This window comes from Paenibacillus cookii (assembly GCF_018333375.1).
Lineage (GTDB): Bacteria > Bacillota > Bacilli > Paenibacillales > Paenibacillaceae > Paenibacillus_AQ > Paenibacillus_AQ cookii.
This window is the reverse complement of record NZ_BORW01000001.1, coordinates 113,742-128,731: the sequence shown is the minus strand read 5'-3', so window position 1 is coordinate 128,731 and position 14,990 is coordinate 113,742. Positions and strand designations below refer to the sequence as shown.

Sequence of the window (14,990 nt, the reverse complement as noted above, 5' to 3'; positions counted from 1 at the left end):
TCATAAACGCGTCCCCCGGATATGGTCCAAAGGTTACAATTTTTTGGCTGGATAAGCTCTTGAAAACAACATAATATGAAGATAGAGATGCTGGCTTGCAATGAAGCTGTGCGACCAAAGAGAGGAGCTTCACGTTGACGAGCAAAAAATGGATCATTGCGGCAGCCGCAGTTATCGCCATATGTTCTGCGACTTCGATATTCACCTTAGCCAAGGATAATGCTATAAAACAAGGTTATTCCGCTGCGGAGCCGGTGGCGTCTCACGCCGTCCGACAAGCGAACGGAGAAGTTTCGCAGCTTTTGCGGGACGATGCCGGCCATGATACGATGAATAATCAAGACCATGCCCCCCAATCGGAAATTGAAACGCCCGAGGAGACCATCGCCGAATCCGACGATCACATCATACATATTACAGGAATCCAAACAAACGAGGGAACTTACGACCATCTAAAACTTGAAACACCGGCGTTCAGCCGCAGCCTACCCGGTTATAACGTAACGAATCCGACCTATGCACCGCAAATCATTTGCGAAGACGTGAACGGGGACGGCAACAAGGAGTCCGTCGTTATTTTGACGACCGGATACGGCACCGGAGTTTACCGCTCCGACGTTGTTGTGTATAATTCAGAAGGCGACAGGATACCGGTAGAAGATGCCAACACGGCGTTTTTGAAGCAGTTTGACGGGAGTTTTAACGGCCAAGGGCTTACGCTGAACGTTCATGGGCAATCGTATCAAGTTCCATATGCGCTCATTTTAACGGATCGTACCCGGTTGAACGGGCGGCCGCAAATCGGAAGCATCATGCAATATGCCGTTACGGGCGGCGTGTTAACCGCTACGACTGCGGTGCAAATTTCGCCAGCGGAATTCGTGGGAGACCTGGCAGTCACATATACGTTCAAAAATGGCCGGCTGCAGGCCGGGAGCGCCACCTTCGAACTGTATCCGGAATACAGCTCCTAAACGCAGGAAAGGAAGTATATGAAATCATCAAGAATTACATACGTATTTATGGCCATGCTGGCGGGCATGTTTTTGTTCGTGTTTTCGGGATGCTCCGTCGGTTTGCCGGACACCGGGACGCCGGTTTCCACGGCAGGACAGAAGCTGAAAGTGTATTTTCTGGACGTGGGGCAAGGAGCTTCGCAGCTGCTGGTGACGCCGTCGGGAAAAACGATGCTCATCGATGCGGGGAATAATGATAAAGAACAAGTGATGCTGGATTACATGAAGCAGTACCATATTTCCAAGTTGGACGTCGTGATCGGAACGCATCCGGATGCCGACCATATCGGCGGGCTCGACAAAGTGATCGACCAGATCCCCGTCGAAACGATCTACATGCCGAAAGTTCAATCCAATACCAAAACGTTCGAATCCGTATTAAAATCGATCAAAAATAAAGGGCTGAAGGTCAAAACGGCAAAAGCGGGCCTGTCTTGGGACCTCGACGATGAGGTGCACGTGGACATGCTGGCGCCGACCCGCAGCTATGACGATTCCAACAACATGAGCGCCGTCGTCAAGGTCACCTACGGACAGACGTCGTTCCTGTTGACCGGCGATGCCGAAAGCGCAAGCGAAAAAGACATGATCGCCTCGGGGGCGGATTTGCAGGCGGACGTGCTGCTTGTAGGCCACCATGGCTCGAATTCTTCGACAACCTTGAGTTTTTTGAAAAAAGTAAATCCGAAATATGCCGTGATCCAGGTAGGAAAAGGCAACACCTACGGCCATCCGAAAAGCGCGATTTTGAGCCGCCTGCAGAAGCAGGGCGTTGAGGTGTTCCGCAATGACCGACAAGGAACGGTTGAAGTCGATTCGGATGGCAGCTCGATTCAGATTTCCACGGAAAGGTAGTGGGACATATGAAAAGCATGACCGGAATTATCGAAGGTTTTGAAGGCGAATTTTGCAAGATCGAGCGGGATGGACATGTGGAAGCCGTGCCCAGGAAGAAAGTGGACGTCACCGCGAAAAGTGGCGACGTGGTCGAATGGAACGGTGAACAATGGATTCCGAACCGGGCTTTAACCGCGCAACGCACCAAGGAAATCCGAACATTGATGGATGACGTATGGGACGATTAACACAGAAAAAAACCACCTGAGAAGGTGGTCAGGCTGTCGAGAAAGTCTCGACAGCCTTCTTTATGTTTATTTATTTTAAGACAGCACCGCGTTAATGTTGTATAATATAGATAACTACTCATGAACGGATGGTGTCTTGAATGCTGAGATCTAATCGGGAAAAACAACAAAGCTACGAATTCGTGTCAATTGAAGAGCTGGTTCCACAGGATCATTTGCTGCGGAAAGTGGACAAGTATATCGACTTCTCCTTTATTGACGATAAGGTTCGTCCTCTTTACTGCGCAGATAACGGGCGGCCAGCCATTGATCCGGTCGTTCTGTTTAAGATGATTTTTCTCGGTTATTTTTATGGCATTCGCTCCGAACGCCAGTTGGAACGCGAGATTCAAACGAATTTGGCTTACCGCTGGTTTTTAGGTCTTGGTCTAACCGATAAAGTCCCAGACCACTCCACCATTAGCTGGAACCGGCGGACTCGATTTAAGGATACTGACATTTTCCAGGAGATCTTTGACGAAATCGTCCTCCAAGCGATCTCGCACAAAATGGTGGGCGGGCGTGTGCTCATTACCGATTCGACTCACGTAAAAGCCAATGCCAACAAGCACCACTATACCAAGCAGGAAGTTCTGCAAAACACCAAGGACTATATTGACGAACTCAATGAGGCTGTGACGGAGGACCGCAAAGCGCACGGAAAAAAGGCCTGAAAGTACGAGAGGAAGTGAATGGAACCAAAGAAATTAAAGTGAGCACCACCGATCCTGAAAGTGGCTATATGATTCGCGACGGTAAGCCAGAGGGGTTCTTTTATCTCGACCACCGGACGGTGGATCTTAAATACAATCTCATTACCGATGTCCATGTCACGCCAGGAAATGTCCACGATTCGGTTCCGTATTTGTCGCGATTAGACCGCCAAAGAGAACGTTTTGGATTCAAGGTTGAAGCTGTAGCCCTGGATTCCGGTTATTTAACTACGCCCATTTGCCGAGGTTTACAGCAGCGAAAGATTTTTGCCGTTATTGCACACCGGAGATTTCATCCGAAGCAAGGTTTGTTTGCCAAATGGAAGTTTACTTACGACGCTGAAAGTAACACTTATATCTGCCCGGAAAAACACCAACTGACGTACCGGACTACCGACCGGAAGGGTTACAGGCAGTATGCGTCAGACCCGGAACATTGCAAGACCTGCCCGATGCTTGCGCAATGCACTCATTCCCAGAACCACCGGAAGGTACTGACCCGACATGTCTGGGAAGACAGCAAAGACTGGGTGCGAAATAACCGGCTAAGCCGAGACGGCAAGCAGTTGTACCGCAAACGAAAAGAAACGATTGAGCGAAGCTTCGCGGATGCCAAAGAGCTCCATGGGTTTCGCTATTGCCGTTTGCGCGGACTCTCAAACGTTACGGAACAAGCGTTGATGACGGCCGCCGTGCAGAACATGAAGAAGATGGCGATCCACCTGGATCGCCTGGAAAAGAGGGGGTAACCCTTCTTTTTTAGCAACTGCAAATGAAAACAAGAGAAACCCAACGTCTACAAGACGTGGGTTTCTCGACAATCTGACCACCTGAGAAGGTGGTTTTTTTCTGTGAAATCAATTATTCAACGATCAGTTTGCCCTTCATATCGCTGTGACCCGCACCGCACATGACGGAGCAATCGAAGTCGAACGTGCCGGCTTTGTCTGCCGTAAATTCTACGGAGCCGTCCTTTTGCAGGTTCACGTTATAGTCTGGAATTTCCAAACCATGCGCACCGTCGGTGTTTTTCAACGTGAGTTTCACTTTTTCGCCTTTTTTCACTTTGATTTCGTTTGGCGAAAATTCAAAGCTTTTGGCGTTGACGGTAATTTCTTTCACGTCTCCGCTAGCGGAAGAAGAAGAATCGCTTGCGTTGCCGGAGCTGGAATCGTTATTGCCGCATGCGGCTAACACCGTGGCGGAAAGAGCTGCGACGGCGATCAGAGAAAAGATCTTTTTCATTTCTATGGCCTCCCCTTTTTGGTTAAAGATTGTTTAACCATTTACAAAAGACGAGTTTACGCTTCTCGTTTGCCGCTGTCAATGCCATTTTCTTGAAGAGTCCCCTGGCATCAAATCACTGCACTTTATGGGGAGGCACGAAACAATGCCGGCAGCGCGGCTCATAATCGTCGGAATCGCCGATCAGAATGATCGAGCCGAGCGGCGCCGGCTTGCCGTTGACGATGCGTTGGGTGAAAACAGCCTCGGGGCTGCCGCAAACGGCGCAAAATGCGGTGAGCTGCTGGATGTCATCCGCCATCGCGAGCAGGCCGCCGATATAACCGAATTCTTTTCCCCTGTAATCCATGTTCAGGCCGTCGACGATGACATGTTTTCCGCGGTAGGCGAGTTCCTCGACCAATCCCAATATCGGTTTATTGAAAAATTGCACTTCATCGAATGCGACGACATCCGCATCGGCCGTTTCTTTATAAATTCGGGCAAGAAGCTCGTCCGTCAGATGCCTTGGAATGGAAATGGCCGGGAGACGGTAGCCGATCCGGCTGACGATTTCATCCTTGGCGTAACGCTGATCTTCCGCCGGCTTATAGGCAACCAGCTTTTTCCGTCCATATTGCACGAGTTTTTGGCATCTGCGGATCAATTCACCCGATTTTTCGCTAAACATGGGGCCCGTGATTACGGTAATCCGTCCTTTATTCACCTTTATGCTCCTTTCCCGCTTAAAAACCAGGTATTTTCATCGCTGGATGAAAAGTCACGAAAAATAGCGGCTTTTATAGAGTACCATAATCTGTTGGGGGTGGCTATAGACATTTGGGACGCTGGCGTTGGCCCGGCGGAAAGTGGTAAGGTTAAAGAGATGAGTACATATGCACACGGAGGAATGTCGCGATGAAAGAGAAATTGGTGGAATTCCGGGAGAGAATATCTGCGTTATCGCCGGAGCTTGAACGGATTCCGGAAACCAAACAGTTGATAGAAGAAATGCTGCAGGAGATGAACGAGCTTCACCGGCAAAATCACGCGCTACGGAACAGGATATTAAAGAGCTCCAGCAAGGAATCGCGAATGTCGAGCAAACTGCGGGACGCCTTATATGAATGACTATGCGTAACCCCGGCTTCGCTTTGAAACATGGCTGCCGAGAATTCCCGAGAGGTAATTTGGCGGAACCGATACACACAATCCCCATTGCCGCTATATGCTGTTACAAGGTAGAACGAGAACTGTCGGCGGGGTGATGAGATGAGCCGTTCCAAGAAAAAAACGTCGCGCAAGGCCCAGGCATTGCCGAAAAAACGGCTCCTGCGAACCTCGGCGCGGCCGAAATTGAGCCCGCAGCAGATCGCTGTGATCGGAGGGCTCCTTTCGGGTTTTTTTGTGGTGGAATCCTTGATTTATAACCGCAACAATGAGCTGAAGGTCATTTTGACGAGCACGACGTTGACGGACTATCCGGTGCTTGGCAATAAAGAGAGGGAAGAGCGGGAAGACGAGGCACTGGAGCTCATCGCCAGCGAATCGGATAACGGATCGAATGAAACGGCTTATCCCGCCCGTAAAATATAGCAAACCCCGCCTTGAATCGCAGCTTGGCGGGGTTTTGTCATCGTCTTATTATGAGGTTGGCTGGGCGGGCGGCTTGGGTTTGCGTTTCTCCTTAAACCTGGGTCCGACGTAATTCCGCTTGCGGTCCCGGTACAAAATCCATCCGCCAAGAAACGTCATGCCGGCAAGGAACAAGAGAAGGCCAAGCAAAAAATGCCCCCATTCAAAGGAAGGATGGGCGACGCTTGCATCCCCATGGACCGAATAAAACGCAAATACGGCGTCTTTCATAAATAAAAAACCTGTCACCGCCATCAATCCGGGGATGACGAGGATTAGAATGGCAATAAAGCGGGAAATGACTAATTTCATACGGAATATCCCTTTCTGTCATTCGATTTTGCTTAATCCTATCATACCGTTTTCAAGAACTTCTGTCCATTTCGCCGGGGGTTTGTTTGTAAAGGAGGAAAAAGAGAGTAAAATAGAAAAGATAAAACATCACGGTGTTCCCGGGTGAGGGAGACCGTTCACGACAAACGATCAGCATGGATAAAAATTTATGGATAAATGTGGGGGATGGACATGACAATAACATGCGATGTGGCGGTGCTCGGCGGAGGAACCGGCGGATACGTGGCGGCGATCCGGGCGGCGCAGCTCGGCAAACAGGTTGTGATCATTGAGGCGGACAAGCTCGGAGGGACCTGTCTGCACCGGGGCTGCATCCCTAGCAAATCATTGCTGCGCAGCGCCGAGGTGTATGCCGAAATCCGCGACAGCGAAAGTTACGGCATCGAGACCGCGGGCGCGACGCTGGTGTTCTCCAAGGTGCAGAACCGGAAAACGGCGATCGTCGACCAGCTTCACCAAGGGGTGCAGTACTTGATGCGCAAAAACAAAATTCAGGTGATCCATGGCAAAGGGCGCGTCACCGGCCCGTCGATTTTTTCGCCAAAAAGCGGCGCGGTAGCCGTTGAACTGGCGGACGGCGAAATGGAGACGGTGGTTCCGGCGAACTTGATTATCGCAACCGGATCCCGTCCGCGCACGCTCCCGGGCCTTGAGCCGGATGGCCGCTACGTGCTGACGAGCGACGACGCGCTTCTTCTGGAAGAGCTGCCGGAATCCATCATCATCGTCGGCGGCGGCGTCATCGGCGTCGAATGGGCTTCCATGCTTAGCGATTTCGGAGTCCGGGTGACCGTCGTCGAAGCGGCCGACCAGCTTTTGCCGGCCGAGGATCAAGACATCGCCCGGGAGCTGCAGAAGCTGCTGACCAAACGCGGGGTTGCCGTTCATACGGGAAGCACGGTACAACCGGATACATACCAGGCCAAGGATGGACAGGTCACCATCGGCATGCGCAAAGGAGAGCAAAACGAGACGTTAACCGCTTCGTGCATACTGGTGTCGGTCGGCCGTCAAGCCAACGTGGAGAATATCGGGCTGGAGAACACGGATGTGCGCGTGGAACGCGGTTTTATTGAAGTGAACAAATTTTTGCAAACCGGGGAATCGCATATTTACGCCATCGGGGACGTGATCGGAGGCCTGCAGCTGGCCCATGCCGCAAGCCATGAAGGCATTGCGGCGGTCAATCATTTGGCGGGAGAACCGGTTCACCCCGTCCAGCCTCATTTGATTCCGCGCTGCGTATACACGCGGCCGGAGGTTGCCAGCATCGGCATTACGGAGAAGGAAGCCCGCGAGAAAGGCCATGAGGTCAAAGTCGGCAAATTCCCGTTCCAGGCGATCGGAAAGGCGTTGGTTCACGGCAGCAAAGACGGGTTTATTAAGGTTGTGGCTGATGCTAATAGCAACGATATTCTCGGCGTACAGATGATCGGAGCCCATGTGACGGATTTGATCAGCGAAGCCGCTTTGGCCCAGCTGCTGGATGCGACGCCATGGGAGGTTGGCCAGCTGGTGCATCCGCATCCGACGCTTTCCGAAATCATCGGCGAAGGCATGCTGGCCGTGGACGGATTATCCATCGGCATGTAACGCCCCGTTGCTGGACATCGTTTCAGCCCGAGCAAAAAATTAAAAACCTTCTTTTCTTTTTGGTGCGGAAAGGATTATAATAAAGTTAACCCAAGTCTTAGTACCAGGTTTTAATATCAGGTTAAGAATTTGGCCTAAGGCTTTATTAATAAGGAGGTACCTACCATGAGCGAACAAGGTACTGTTGGAACAGGGCATGAACATGAGCAGCTTGGACTCAGCAACGGACAAGTGATTGACATGTACAGATATATGCTGCTCGCACGCAAATTCGATGAGCGCAATTTGCTGCTGCAGCGCGCAGGCAAAATCAATTTCCACGTTTCGGGGATCGGGCAGGAAACGGCACAAGTAGCGGCCGCCTTTGCGTTGGATCGCGAGCGGGACTATTTCCTGCCGTATTACCGCGATTACGGGTTCGTCATGGCCGTAGGCATGACGGCGCGCGAATTGATGCTGTCCTCCTTTGCGAAAGCGGGAGACCCGAACAGCGGCGGACGCCAGATGCCGGGGCATTTCGGCAGCAAAAGGCTGCGCATCGTGACCGGGTCCAGCCCGGTTACGACACAGGTTCCCCATGCGGTCGGCATCGCGCTTTCCGCAAAAATGAGAAAGCAGGATATCGTTTCGTTCGTTACTTTCGGCGAAGGCTCCAGCAACCAGGGCGATTTTCACGAAGGCCTGAACTTCGCGGGGGTTCACAAACTTCCCGTCATCGTAATGTGCGAAAACAACCAATATGCGATTTCGATTCCGGCGCACAAGCAAATCGGCGGCAAAGTGAGCGACCGCGCGCTTGGGTACGGATTTCCGGGATTCCGGGTCGACGGCAACGACGCGCTTGCGGTTTATAAGGCCGTCAAGGAAGCCCGCGAGCGGGCGGTCCGCGGCGAAGGGCCGACGCTGATCGAAGCGATGATGTACCGCCTGTCCCCGCACTCCACCTCCGACAACGATTTGGCTTACCGGACGAAAGAGGAAGTCGAGGAGAATTGGAAAAAGGACGGCATTGCCCGTTTCAAAGCCTATTTGATCGGCTGCGGCATTTGGGACGAATCCAAAGACGCCGATTTGCAGGAGCAAATTTCGCTCGAGATCAAGGACGCGACCGAATTTGCGGACAACGCGCCTTATCCGAAGCCGGAAGAAACGCTGCTGCATGTCTATGCGGACGATCGTGAAGAGGGGGAAAAGGCATGGCAGTAATGGAATATATCGACGCGATTCGTCTCGCGATGAAAGAAGAGATGGAGAAGGACGAATCCGTATTCGTTCTCGGCGAGGATGTGGGCGTGAAAGGCGGCGTGTTTACGACCACCAAAGGTTTGATCGAGCAGTTCGGCGAAGACCGGGTGCTTGATACGCCGCTGGCCGAATCCGCCATTGCAGGCGTAGCGATCGGGGCAGCGATGGTCGGCATGAAGCCGATCGCGGAAATGCAGTACTCCGATTTCATGCTGCCGGCTACCAACCAAATCATTAACGAAGCGGCCAAAATCCGCTACCGCTCCAACAACGACTGGAGCTGTCCGGTCGTCGTCCGGGCGCCCATCGGCGGCGGAATCTTCGGGGGGTTGTACCACTCCCAATGCCCGGAATCCATTTTCTTCGGGACGCCGGGCCTTAAGATCGTCGCTCCGTTTACGGCTTATGACGCAAAAGGGCTGCTGAAAGCCGCGATCCAGGATCCCGATCCGGTGTTGTTTTTCGAAAACAAAAAATGCTACAAAATGATCAAAGGCGACGTGCCTTTGGATGACTATACCGTGCCGATCGGCAAAGCGAATGTGCTCCGCGAAGGGGCAGACATTACCGTCATCGGTTATAGCATGCCGCTGCATTTTTGCATGCAGGCTGCCGAAGAACTCGAAAAAGAAGAAGGCATTACCGCCCATATCCTGGATCTGCGCACGCTGCAGCCGCTGGACCGCGACAGCATCATCGAAGCAGCCCGCAAGACGGGCAAGGTGCTGATCGTCCACGAGGATAACAAAACCGGCGGCGTCGGCGCCGAGGTGGCGGCCATCATTTCCGAGGAATGCCTTTTCGACCTGGATGCGCCGATCATGCGCTGCTGCAGCCCGGACGTGCCGGCCATGCCGATCAGCCCGCCGATGGAGAAGTTTTATATGCTGAGCAAAGACAAAGTGAAGGAAGCCATGCGACAATTGGCAATCTACTAGGGGAAGCTTAGGGGTGAAAATATGTCTGAAAATCAAAAGTTAACCGATGTGGTGATGCCGCAGCTGGCCGAATCGCTGGTTTCGGCGACGATTGCCAAATGGCTCAAGCAGCCGGGAGAAAAAGTCGAACAGTACGAGCCGATCTGCGAGGTCATGACCGATAAAGTCAATGCGGAAATTCCATCGACCATCGATGGCGTGATGGTGGAGTTGATCGCGGAGGAAGGCCAAAACGTGAGCGTCGGCGAAATCATCTGCCGCATGGCCGTCGCCGGCGGGGCTCCGGCTTCCGCCGAACCAACGCCGCAAACGGCTTCGGCGGTTTCGAACGTTACTTCCGCCGCTGCCGCAGGCGATCAGTCCATGAGAAACCGCTATTCGCCGGCCGTGCAGACGCTCGCCGCGCAGCATGGCGTCGATCTGAACCAAATCCAGGGAACGGGAATGGGCGGCCGAATCACGCGCAAGGACGTTCTTGCGTACGTGGAAAAGGGAGGGGCTGCTCCGCGGCAGCCGCAAGCTCCCGAAGCAGCGCCTGCCCGGGCGGAAGCTCCGTCGCCGTTCAAGGATTTGCCGCACGCCGATCCGGCCGTCACGCCGGAGCAATACATTCCGGTTCAGCCGGTATCCGAAAGAAATTCCGGCCTGCATATGTCTGAATCGCCGAAAATTCCGCCGATCGAGGTGGAAAGAGGCGAACGCGAAACGCTGATTGACGTGACGCCGCTCCGCAACGCGATTGCGACCAACATGCGCCAAAGCGTATCCGAAATTCCGCATGCATGGACGATGGTTGAAGTGGACGTGACCAACCTCGTGCTGCTCCGGAACAAACTGAAGGATGAATTTAAACGGCGGGAGGGGTATAATTTAACGTATCTGGCGTTTTTCCTGAAAGCCGTCGTCAATGCGATCAAAGATTACCCGATCATGAACTCCGTTTGGGCCGTCAACAAAATCATCGTAAAACGCGATATCAACATTTCGCTGGCCGTAGGCACGGAGGATTCGGTCATGACGCCGGTCATCCAAAGGGCGGATCAGAAAAATATTGCGGGCCTGGCCCGGGAAATCGAAGAGCTTGCGACCAAAACCCGTCAAGGCAAGCTGAAGCTGGAGGATATGCAGGGAGGCACCTTTACGGTGAACAACACCGGTTCCTTCGGGTCCATCCTGTCGTATCCGATCATCAACTACCCGCAGGCCGCCATTTTGACGTTCGAATCGATCGTGAAACGTCCGGTCGTCATTAACGACATGATCGCGGTGCGTTCGATGGCCAACATTTGCTTGTCGCTGGATCACCGGATTCTCGACGGCGTCATCTGCGGACGGTTCCTGCAGCGGGTGAAGGAAAACATCGAAGCGTATACGCTGGATACGAAAGTGTATTAAGAAAGTGCATGAAAAGGCAGTCATTCATCATCTGGAGAGGACGTGATTTCGGTATGGGCAAAGAACTTCATGTTTCCTATACGCCGATGATGGGTTATGATGCAGCATGGGATTTGCAAAAATCGATCGTAAAAAGCATTGACCTTGGAGAGCAGCAGGATACCCTGCTGCTTTTGCAGCATCCGCCAACCTATACCATCGGATCCCAAAGACATCCGGAGCATTTGCTGCTCAGCAAGGAAGAACTGGAGGAAAAGGGCATCGGTTTGTTCGAAATCGACCGCGGCGGCGATATTACATACCATGGGCCGGGCCAGCTGGTCGGATACCCCTTGCTTGTTTTGGAGGGGGAAGGGCTGGATTTGCACGCTTACTTGCGCAACCTGGAACAAGTCATCATCAATTACTTAAAGCACCATGGCATCGACGCCGGCCGCAAGCCCGAATATACGGGCGTATGGGTCGGGGACTTGAAGGTATGCGCCATCGGGGTCAAATTCAATAAATGCCGCAGGCGCCGGGCATTCGTCACCAGCCACGGCTTCGCTTTCAACATTAAAGCGGGCATCGAAACGCAGGGCTTTTCCGGAATTATTCCTTGCGGCATCCAGGAATACGGCGTGACATCGCTTGAAGGTTGTACCGGCAAGACGTTTATCGTGGAACAGGTTGCCGAGGAGATCGTGCCTTTTTTTGCGGAGGTTTTTCGTTACGAGGCGGTCGCCGGCACCGTCCCGGGTTCGGCCCGCTGAATCAGCGGGCGATCAGGGATTCGACCACTCCGAAAATGACGGAGCCGAACATGGCGAACAGCATCAGGTAAACAAACACGCGAAACCATTTCTTGTTTTGCATAGCTACTCCTTTTTCGATAGATGATGTATTAGCTTGGATAACATGTCATTTTGATGTTAGGACAGCTATGTTTATTGTAACTTAAACGCAGGGAGAGAGGAAAGTCCAATGATCAGACAAGACCGTTTGGTGGAAGAATTCATGGAGCTCGTCCAGGTGGACAGCGAAACGGGGCATGAGGAAGAGATCGCGGAAGTCCTGAAAAGAAAATTTTCGGATCTCGGGCTGAGCGTGACCGAAGATGACTCGAAGAGCAGAACGGGCCACGGGGCGGGGAATTTGATCGTCACCATGGCAGGCACGCCGGGTGTCAAAGCTCCGAAGCTGTTCTTTACATGCCATATGGATACGGTGGCGCCCGGCAAAGGAATTCAGCCGCAGCTCGGCGCGGACGGTTGGATCACAAGCGACGGCACGACGATTCTCGGTTCCGACGATAAAGCGGGGATCGCCGTCCTGTTCGAAGCCATCAAAGTCATTCAAGAGCAGAACATCGAACACGGACAAATCCAGTTGGTCATTACGGCCGGAGAGGAATCGGGCCTGCTGGGGGCCCGCTGCATGGATCCGAAATATTTGGATGCGGACCTTGGCTACGCCATCGACTCCAACGGGGAGATCGGCGCCATTGCGGTAGCCGCTCCGACGCAGGCGAAAATGAAGATGAAAATTTTCGGCAAATCGGCCCATGCGGGCGTAAATCCGGAGGACGGCATCAGCGCGATTCAGGTGGCTTCCAAAGCGATCGCCCGGATGAAGCTCGGACGATTGGACCATGAAACGACGGCCAACATCGGAAAATTCGCCGGCGGCGGCGCGACCAACGTCGTTTGCGATTACGTCGAAATCGACGCGGAAGCCCGCAGCATCGTGCAGGACAAAGTCGAACGGCAAATCGAACATATGCGCGAAGCGCTTGAAAGCGCCGTTCAGGAATGCGGCGCGACCTGCGAATTTATCAGCGAAATCGTCTACCCGGCGTTCAACTTCGACGAAAACGACGACGTCGTGAAGCTGGCGCAGCGGGCCATTGCCAATATCGGTCTTCCGAGCCGCACGTTCCATTCCGGCGGCGGCAGCGACGCGAACATTTTTAACGGCATGGGGGTACCGACCGTCAACTTGGCGCTTGGTTACGAGAACATCCATACCACCAAAGAACGAATCCGCGCGGCGGACATGGTCAAAGCGGCGGAAATGGTCATCAGCATTGTCCGCGAGACGACGAAATAAGGCCCAACCAACCAAAGGCTGTTACCGGCCGGCATGCCATGCCGCGGTAACAGCCTTTTTTAACGGGCCCCTCTCTTCTTGCGGCCTAATGCAGCATAACGGCGGAAGACGCTCCGTGATTGCGCATCTGGGCAGGAGTCCAGCGGGTATGCCATTCCGTAATATTCAAAATGTGCAGCGCGCGGGTAATGTTGTTCAGATAACGTTCGATTTGGAGAAAATGCTCGCTGCCGACGATCGTGTTTTCGAGCCGGGCCATCAGCGATTTTTTCGTTTGCTGCAAATAACAGGAGGCCGCGCCGAACCTCGAAGCCGAATGGTTGGGATCCGTGTTGTAAATGGCCTCAAAGATGGAAGCCGCCGTTTCGTAATTCCCTTCGTCGTATTGGATTTCCGCGGCGATGAAGCAAAGTTCAAGGGAAATCTGGCTGCGGTCGTACAAGGGAAGCTGTTCCATCCCGGCGATCCGCGAAGCGGCAAGCTCGCGGTATCCTTGCTTGTACAAGGTATAAATGAGCTCATGGTATTCATGCTCCGTCGGACTGGACAAAATAGCCAAAGCTTCTTCCACTTTGCCGAGGGCAATGGCGGTTTTGGCGGTTTCCAAAGCTTCGTAGCGTGATAAAGCAGGCATGCCGATATCTCCTCCGTTCTTACCATGCAGGCACAGTTTGCATACATGGATGGCTTCCGCGGTTCTGATCCTATGCCGGGCAGTAATCAGAAGCACGCGATCTTGCTGCATGGTTTTTCGTGATAATAGGAAAAGCGCTTCTTTGAATTGGTTTATATATATTAAGCATAAAATGTATTGGGCCAGGTTTCTGTCGGTATACCTTTCAGGAGGGCTTAGGGATGCATAGAGTTCGGCGGCGGAAGCAAAAGCTCCTAGCGCCCAAAGCGTTTCCGCTACATGAAGCGCCGGATCTTCGATGAATTCGGAGGCGACCGCGGTTAACCGGATCCGGAGATCCCCGTCGCTTATTTCCGACCGGCGGAGAAGCAATCCGATTTCCGCGAGTGCTTCCGGGATGTGCCGCTTCCTTGCGAGACATTCGCGGAAAGCCATTCCTGCTTCATGATGGCGGCCCAGCTGCCTCAGCAGCCTGCCGTATTCCATCCAGCACAAGGATTCGTCGAATGAAGGATCCGCCGTTTTCTCGCCGGACCTGGTGATCGAAAGGGCTTTCTCGAAACACGAAAGAGCAGCGGCATCCATTCCGCGCGTGCGATACCATAATCCTGATTTGTAATGAACCGAAGAAGATTCAGGTTTGGTTTGAAGCAGGGACAATGCTTGGTCTTTCTTCATACGAGACCCTCCGTTATATAAAACAACGCAAATATGAAATGGTTATAGGGGACGAGCAAAAAAAACGAGAAAATCCAAAAAACCATGACAATTTTCACATTTATTTATATCTTTGCCATATTCGGGATTACCGCGATACGGCATCCGTGCGTCTTAAGGCCGCTTCTCTCCCGAGTATCGCGCTTAGAGGGGCGCGGGGTTCGGTTTCTTTCATCCACTGTTTCAGCATGATCCGGATCTGCCAGGCTTGACCAACCATATGGATCGAGGTCTCCGTGCGGTAGCTCTTCATAAGGGGCTCTCCTTCTTTCCTGCGTGAAGTTTGTTATAATAACACCATATGTGTCAGTCTG

General features: G+C 52.8%; 18 protein-coding genes. 12 read left to right on the top strand and 6 right to left on the bottom strand.

Features of this window, described 5'->3' with window-relative positions:
* The first annotated feature begins 134 nt into the window (after positions 1 to 134).
* The 4 genes from KI367_RS00725 to KI367_RS00710 all read left to right on the top strand — a co-directional run bounded on the left by KI367_RS00725 (position 135) and on the right by KI367_RS00710 (position 3,602).
* A complete protein-coding gene (locus tag KI367_RS00725; RefSeq protein ID WP_212946905.1) occupies positions 135 to 974 on the top strand; it encodes a hypothetical protein in 840 nt (279 codons plus the stop codon).
* Between the two features lie 18 nt (positions 975 to 992).
* A complete protein-coding gene (locus KI367_RS00720) occupies positions 993 to 1,871 on the top strand; it encodes a ComEC/Rec2 family competence protein (protein WP_212946903.1) in 879 nt (292 codons plus the stop codon).
* 8 nt (positions 1,872 to 1,879) lie between these two features.
* Positions 1,880 to 2,101 (top strand): DUF3006 domain-containing protein, encoded by a 222-nt coding sequence (locus KI367_RS00715; protein WP_246536502.1) that lies wholly within the window; start codon positions 1,880 to 1,882, stop codon positions 2,099 to 2,101.
* A gap of 140 nt (positions 2,102 to 2,241) precedes the next feature.
* A protein-coding gene (locus tag KI367_RS00710) for an IS1182 family transposase (RefSeq protein ID WP_212946901.1) occupies positions 2,242 to 3,602 on the top strand; the annotation gives its coding sequence in 2 pieces (ribosomal slippage) (positions 2,242 to 2,809 and positions 2,809 to 3,602; 1,362 coding nt in all).
* Positions 3,603 to 3,714: 112 nt separating this feature from the next.
* On the opposite strand, the gene KI367_RS00705 is transcribed toward KI367_RS00710, so the two are convergent.
* Both KI367_RS00705 and KI367_RS00700 read right to left on the bottom strand, forming a co-directional pair.
* Positions 3,715 to 4,098: a cupredoxin domain-containing protein gene (locus tag KI367_RS00705; RefSeq protein WP_212946899.1), complete on the bottom strand. Its 384-nt coding sequence runs from the start codon at positions 4,096 to 4,098 to the stop codon at positions 3,715 to 3,717.
* Between the two features lie 115 nt (positions 4,099 to 4,213).
* Positions 4,214 to 4,804: a thymidine kinase gene (locus KI367_RS00700; protein WP_212946898.1), complete on the bottom strand. Its 591-nt coding sequence runs from the start codon at positions 4,802 to 4,804 to the stop codon at positions 4,214 to 4,216.
* A 191-nt stretch (positions 4,805 to 4,995) separates the two neighbouring features.
* Between KI367_RS00700 and KI367_RS00695 the strand changes: the two genes are divergently transcribed.
* Both KI367_RS00695 and KI367_RS00690 read left to right on the top strand, forming a co-directional pair.
* Positions 4,996 to 5,208 (top strand): hypothetical protein, encoded by a 213-nt coding sequence (locus tag KI367_RS00695; RefSeq protein ID WP_036714512.1) that lies wholly within the window; start codon positions 4,996 to 4,998, stop codon positions 5,206 to 5,208.
* Between the two features lie 141 nt (positions 5,209 to 5,349).
* A complete protein-coding gene (locus KI367_RS00690; protein WP_036714515.1) occupies positions 5,350 to 5,673 on the top strand; it encodes a hypothetical protein in 324 nt (107 codons plus the stop codon).
* 48 nt (positions 5,674 to 5,721) lie between these two features.
* Here the strand turns inward: KI367_RS00690 and KI367_RS00685 are convergent, their stop codons facing one another.
* Positions 5,722 to 6,024, bottom strand: coding sequence for a DUF2627 domain-containing protein (locus KI367_RS00685; protein ID WP_036714517.1), 303 nt, complete (start codon positions 6,022 to 6,024; stop codon positions 5,722 to 5,724).
* Positions 6,025 to 6,237: 213 nt separating this feature from the next.
* Here KI367_RS00685 and lpdA point away from each other — a divergent pair, with 213 nt between their 5' ends.
* The 5 genes from lpdA to lipB all read left to right on the top strand — a co-directional run bounded on the left by lpdA (position 6,238) and on the right by lipB (position 11,989).
* Positions 6,238 to 7,659 (top strand): dihydrolipoyl dehydrogenase, encoded by a 1,422-nt coding sequence (gene lpdA, locus KI367_RS00680; protein WP_212946896.1) that lies wholly within the window; start codon positions 6,238 to 6,240, stop codon positions 7,657 to 7,659.
* 165 nt (positions 7,660 to 7,824) lie between these two features.
* Complete coding sequence (locus KI367_RS00675) at positions 7,825 to 8,865, top strand: thiamine pyrophosphate-dependent dehydrogenase E1 component subunit alpha (RefSeq protein ID WP_212946894.1); 1,041 nt, start codon at positions 7,825 to 7,827, stop codon at positions 8,863 to 8,865.
* Positions 8,856 to 9,842 (top strand): alpha-ketoacid dehydrogenase subunit beta, encoded by a 987-nt coding sequence (locus tag KI367_RS00670; RefSeq protein WP_036714519.1) that lies wholly within the window; start codon positions 8,856 to 8,858, stop codon positions 9,840 to 9,842. The genes KI367_RS00675 and KI367_RS00670 overlap by 10 nt, the downstream gene beginning before the upstream one ends.
* Before the next feature lie 21 nt (positions 9,843 to 9,863).
* On the top strand, positions 9,864 to 11,237 hold the full coding sequence (locus KI367_RS00665; protein ID WP_212946892.1) for a dihydrolipoamide acetyltransferase family protein: 1,374 nt from the start codon (positions 9,864 to 9,866) through the stop codon (positions 11,235 to 11,237).
* 53 nt (positions 11,238 to 11,290) lie between these two features.
* Complete coding sequence (lipB, locus tag KI367_RS00660) at positions 11,291 to 11,989, top strand: lipoyl(octanoyl) transferase LipB (RefSeq protein WP_212946890.1); 699 nt, start codon at positions 11,291 to 11,293, stop codon at positions 11,987 to 11,989.
* 1 nt (position 11,990) lies between these two features.
* Here the strand turns inward: lipB and prli42 are convergent, their stop codons facing one another.
* Positions 11,991 to 12,092, bottom strand: a complete 102-nt coding sequence (gene prli42 / locus KI367_RS00655) for a stressosome-associated protein Prli42 (RefSeq protein WP_156124714.1) — start codon at positions 12,090 to 12,092, stop codon at positions 11,991 to 11,993.
* A gap of 108 nt (positions 12,093 to 12,200) precedes the next feature.
* Here prli42 and KI367_RS00650 point away from each other — a divergent pair, with 108 nt between their 5' ends.
* Positions 12,201 to 13,325: a M20/M25/M40 family metallo-hydrolase gene (locus KI367_RS00650; protein WP_212946888.1), complete on the top strand. Its 1,125-nt coding sequence runs from the start codon at positions 12,201 to 12,203 to the stop codon at positions 13,323 to 13,325.
* Between the two features lie 85 nt (positions 13,326 to 13,410).
* Here KI367_RS00650 and KI367_RS00645 read toward each other — a convergent pair whose 3' ends face one another.
* A complete protein-coding gene (locus tag KI367_RS00645; RefSeq protein ID WP_212946886.1) occupies positions 13,411 to 14,637 on the bottom strand; it encodes a hypothetical protein in 1,227 nt (408 codons plus the stop codon).
* 127 nt (positions 14,638 to 14,764) lie between these two features.
* On the bottom strand, positions 14,765 to 14,929 hold the full coding sequence (mciZ, locus tag KI367_RS00640; RefSeq protein ID WP_212946882.1) for a Z-ring formation inhibitor MciZ: 165 nt from the start codon (positions 14,927 to 14,929) through the stop codon (positions 14,765 to 14,767).
* Between the last annotated feature and the right edge of the window lie 61 nt (positions 14,930 to 14,990).

Coding starts and splice junctions, on each gene's coding strand:
- KI367_RS00720 (WP_212946903.1), top strand. CDS start 993: ATGAAATCATCAAGAATTACATACGTATTTATGGCCATGCTGGCGGGC.
- KI367_RS00715 (WP_246536502.1), top strand. CDS start 1,880: ATGAAAAGCATGACCGGAATTATCGAAGGTTTTGAAGGCGAATTTTGC.
- KI367_RS00705 (WP_212946899.1), bottom strand. CDS start 4,098: ATGAAAAAGATCTTTTCTCTGATCGCCGTCGCAGCTCTTTCCGCCACG.
- KI367_RS00695 (WP_036714512.1), top strand. CDS start 4,996: ATGAAAGAGAAATTGGTGGAATTCCGGGAGAGAATATCTGCGTTATCG.
- KI367_RS00690 (WP_036714515.1), top strand. CDS start 5,350: ATGAGCCGTTCCAAGAAAAAAACGTCGCGCAAGGCCCAGGCATTGCCG.
- KI367_RS00685 (WP_036714517.1), bottom strand. CDS start 6,024: ATGAAATTAGTCATTTCCCGCTTTATTGCCATTCTAATCCTCGTCATC.
- lpdA (WP_212946896.1), top strand. CDS start 6,238: ATGACAATAACATGCGATGTGGCGGTGCTCGGCGGAGGAACCGGCGGA.
- KI367_RS00675 (WP_212946894.1), top strand. CDS start 7,825: ATGAGCGAACAAGGTACTGTTGGAACAGGGCATGAACATGAGCAGCTT.
- KI367_RS00670 (WP_036714519.1), top strand. CDS start 8,856: ATGGCAGTAATGGAATATATCGACGCGATTCGTCTCGCGATGAAAGAA.
- KI367_RS00665 (WP_212946892.1), top strand. CDS start 9,864: ATGTCTGAAAATCAAAAGTTAACCGATGTGGTGATGCCGCAGCTGGCC.
- lipB (WP_212946890.1), top strand. CDS start 11,291: ATGGGCAAAGAACTTCATGTTTCCTATACGCCGATGATGGGTTATGAT.
- prli42 (WP_156124714.1), bottom strand. CDS start 12,092: ATGCAAAACAAGAAATGGTTTCGCGTGTTTGTTTACCTGATGCTGTTC.
- KI367_RS00650 (WP_212946888.1), top strand. CDS start 12,201: ATGATCAGACAAGACCGTTTGGTGGAAGAATTCATGGAGCTCGTCCAG.
- KI367_RS00645 (WP_212946886.1), bottom strand. CDS start 14,637: ATGAAGAAAGACCAAGCATTGTCCCTGCTTCAAACCAAACCTGAATCT.
- mciZ (WP_212946882.1), bottom strand. CDS start 14,929: ATGAAGAGCTACCGCACGGAGACCTCGATCCATATGGTTGGTCAAGCC.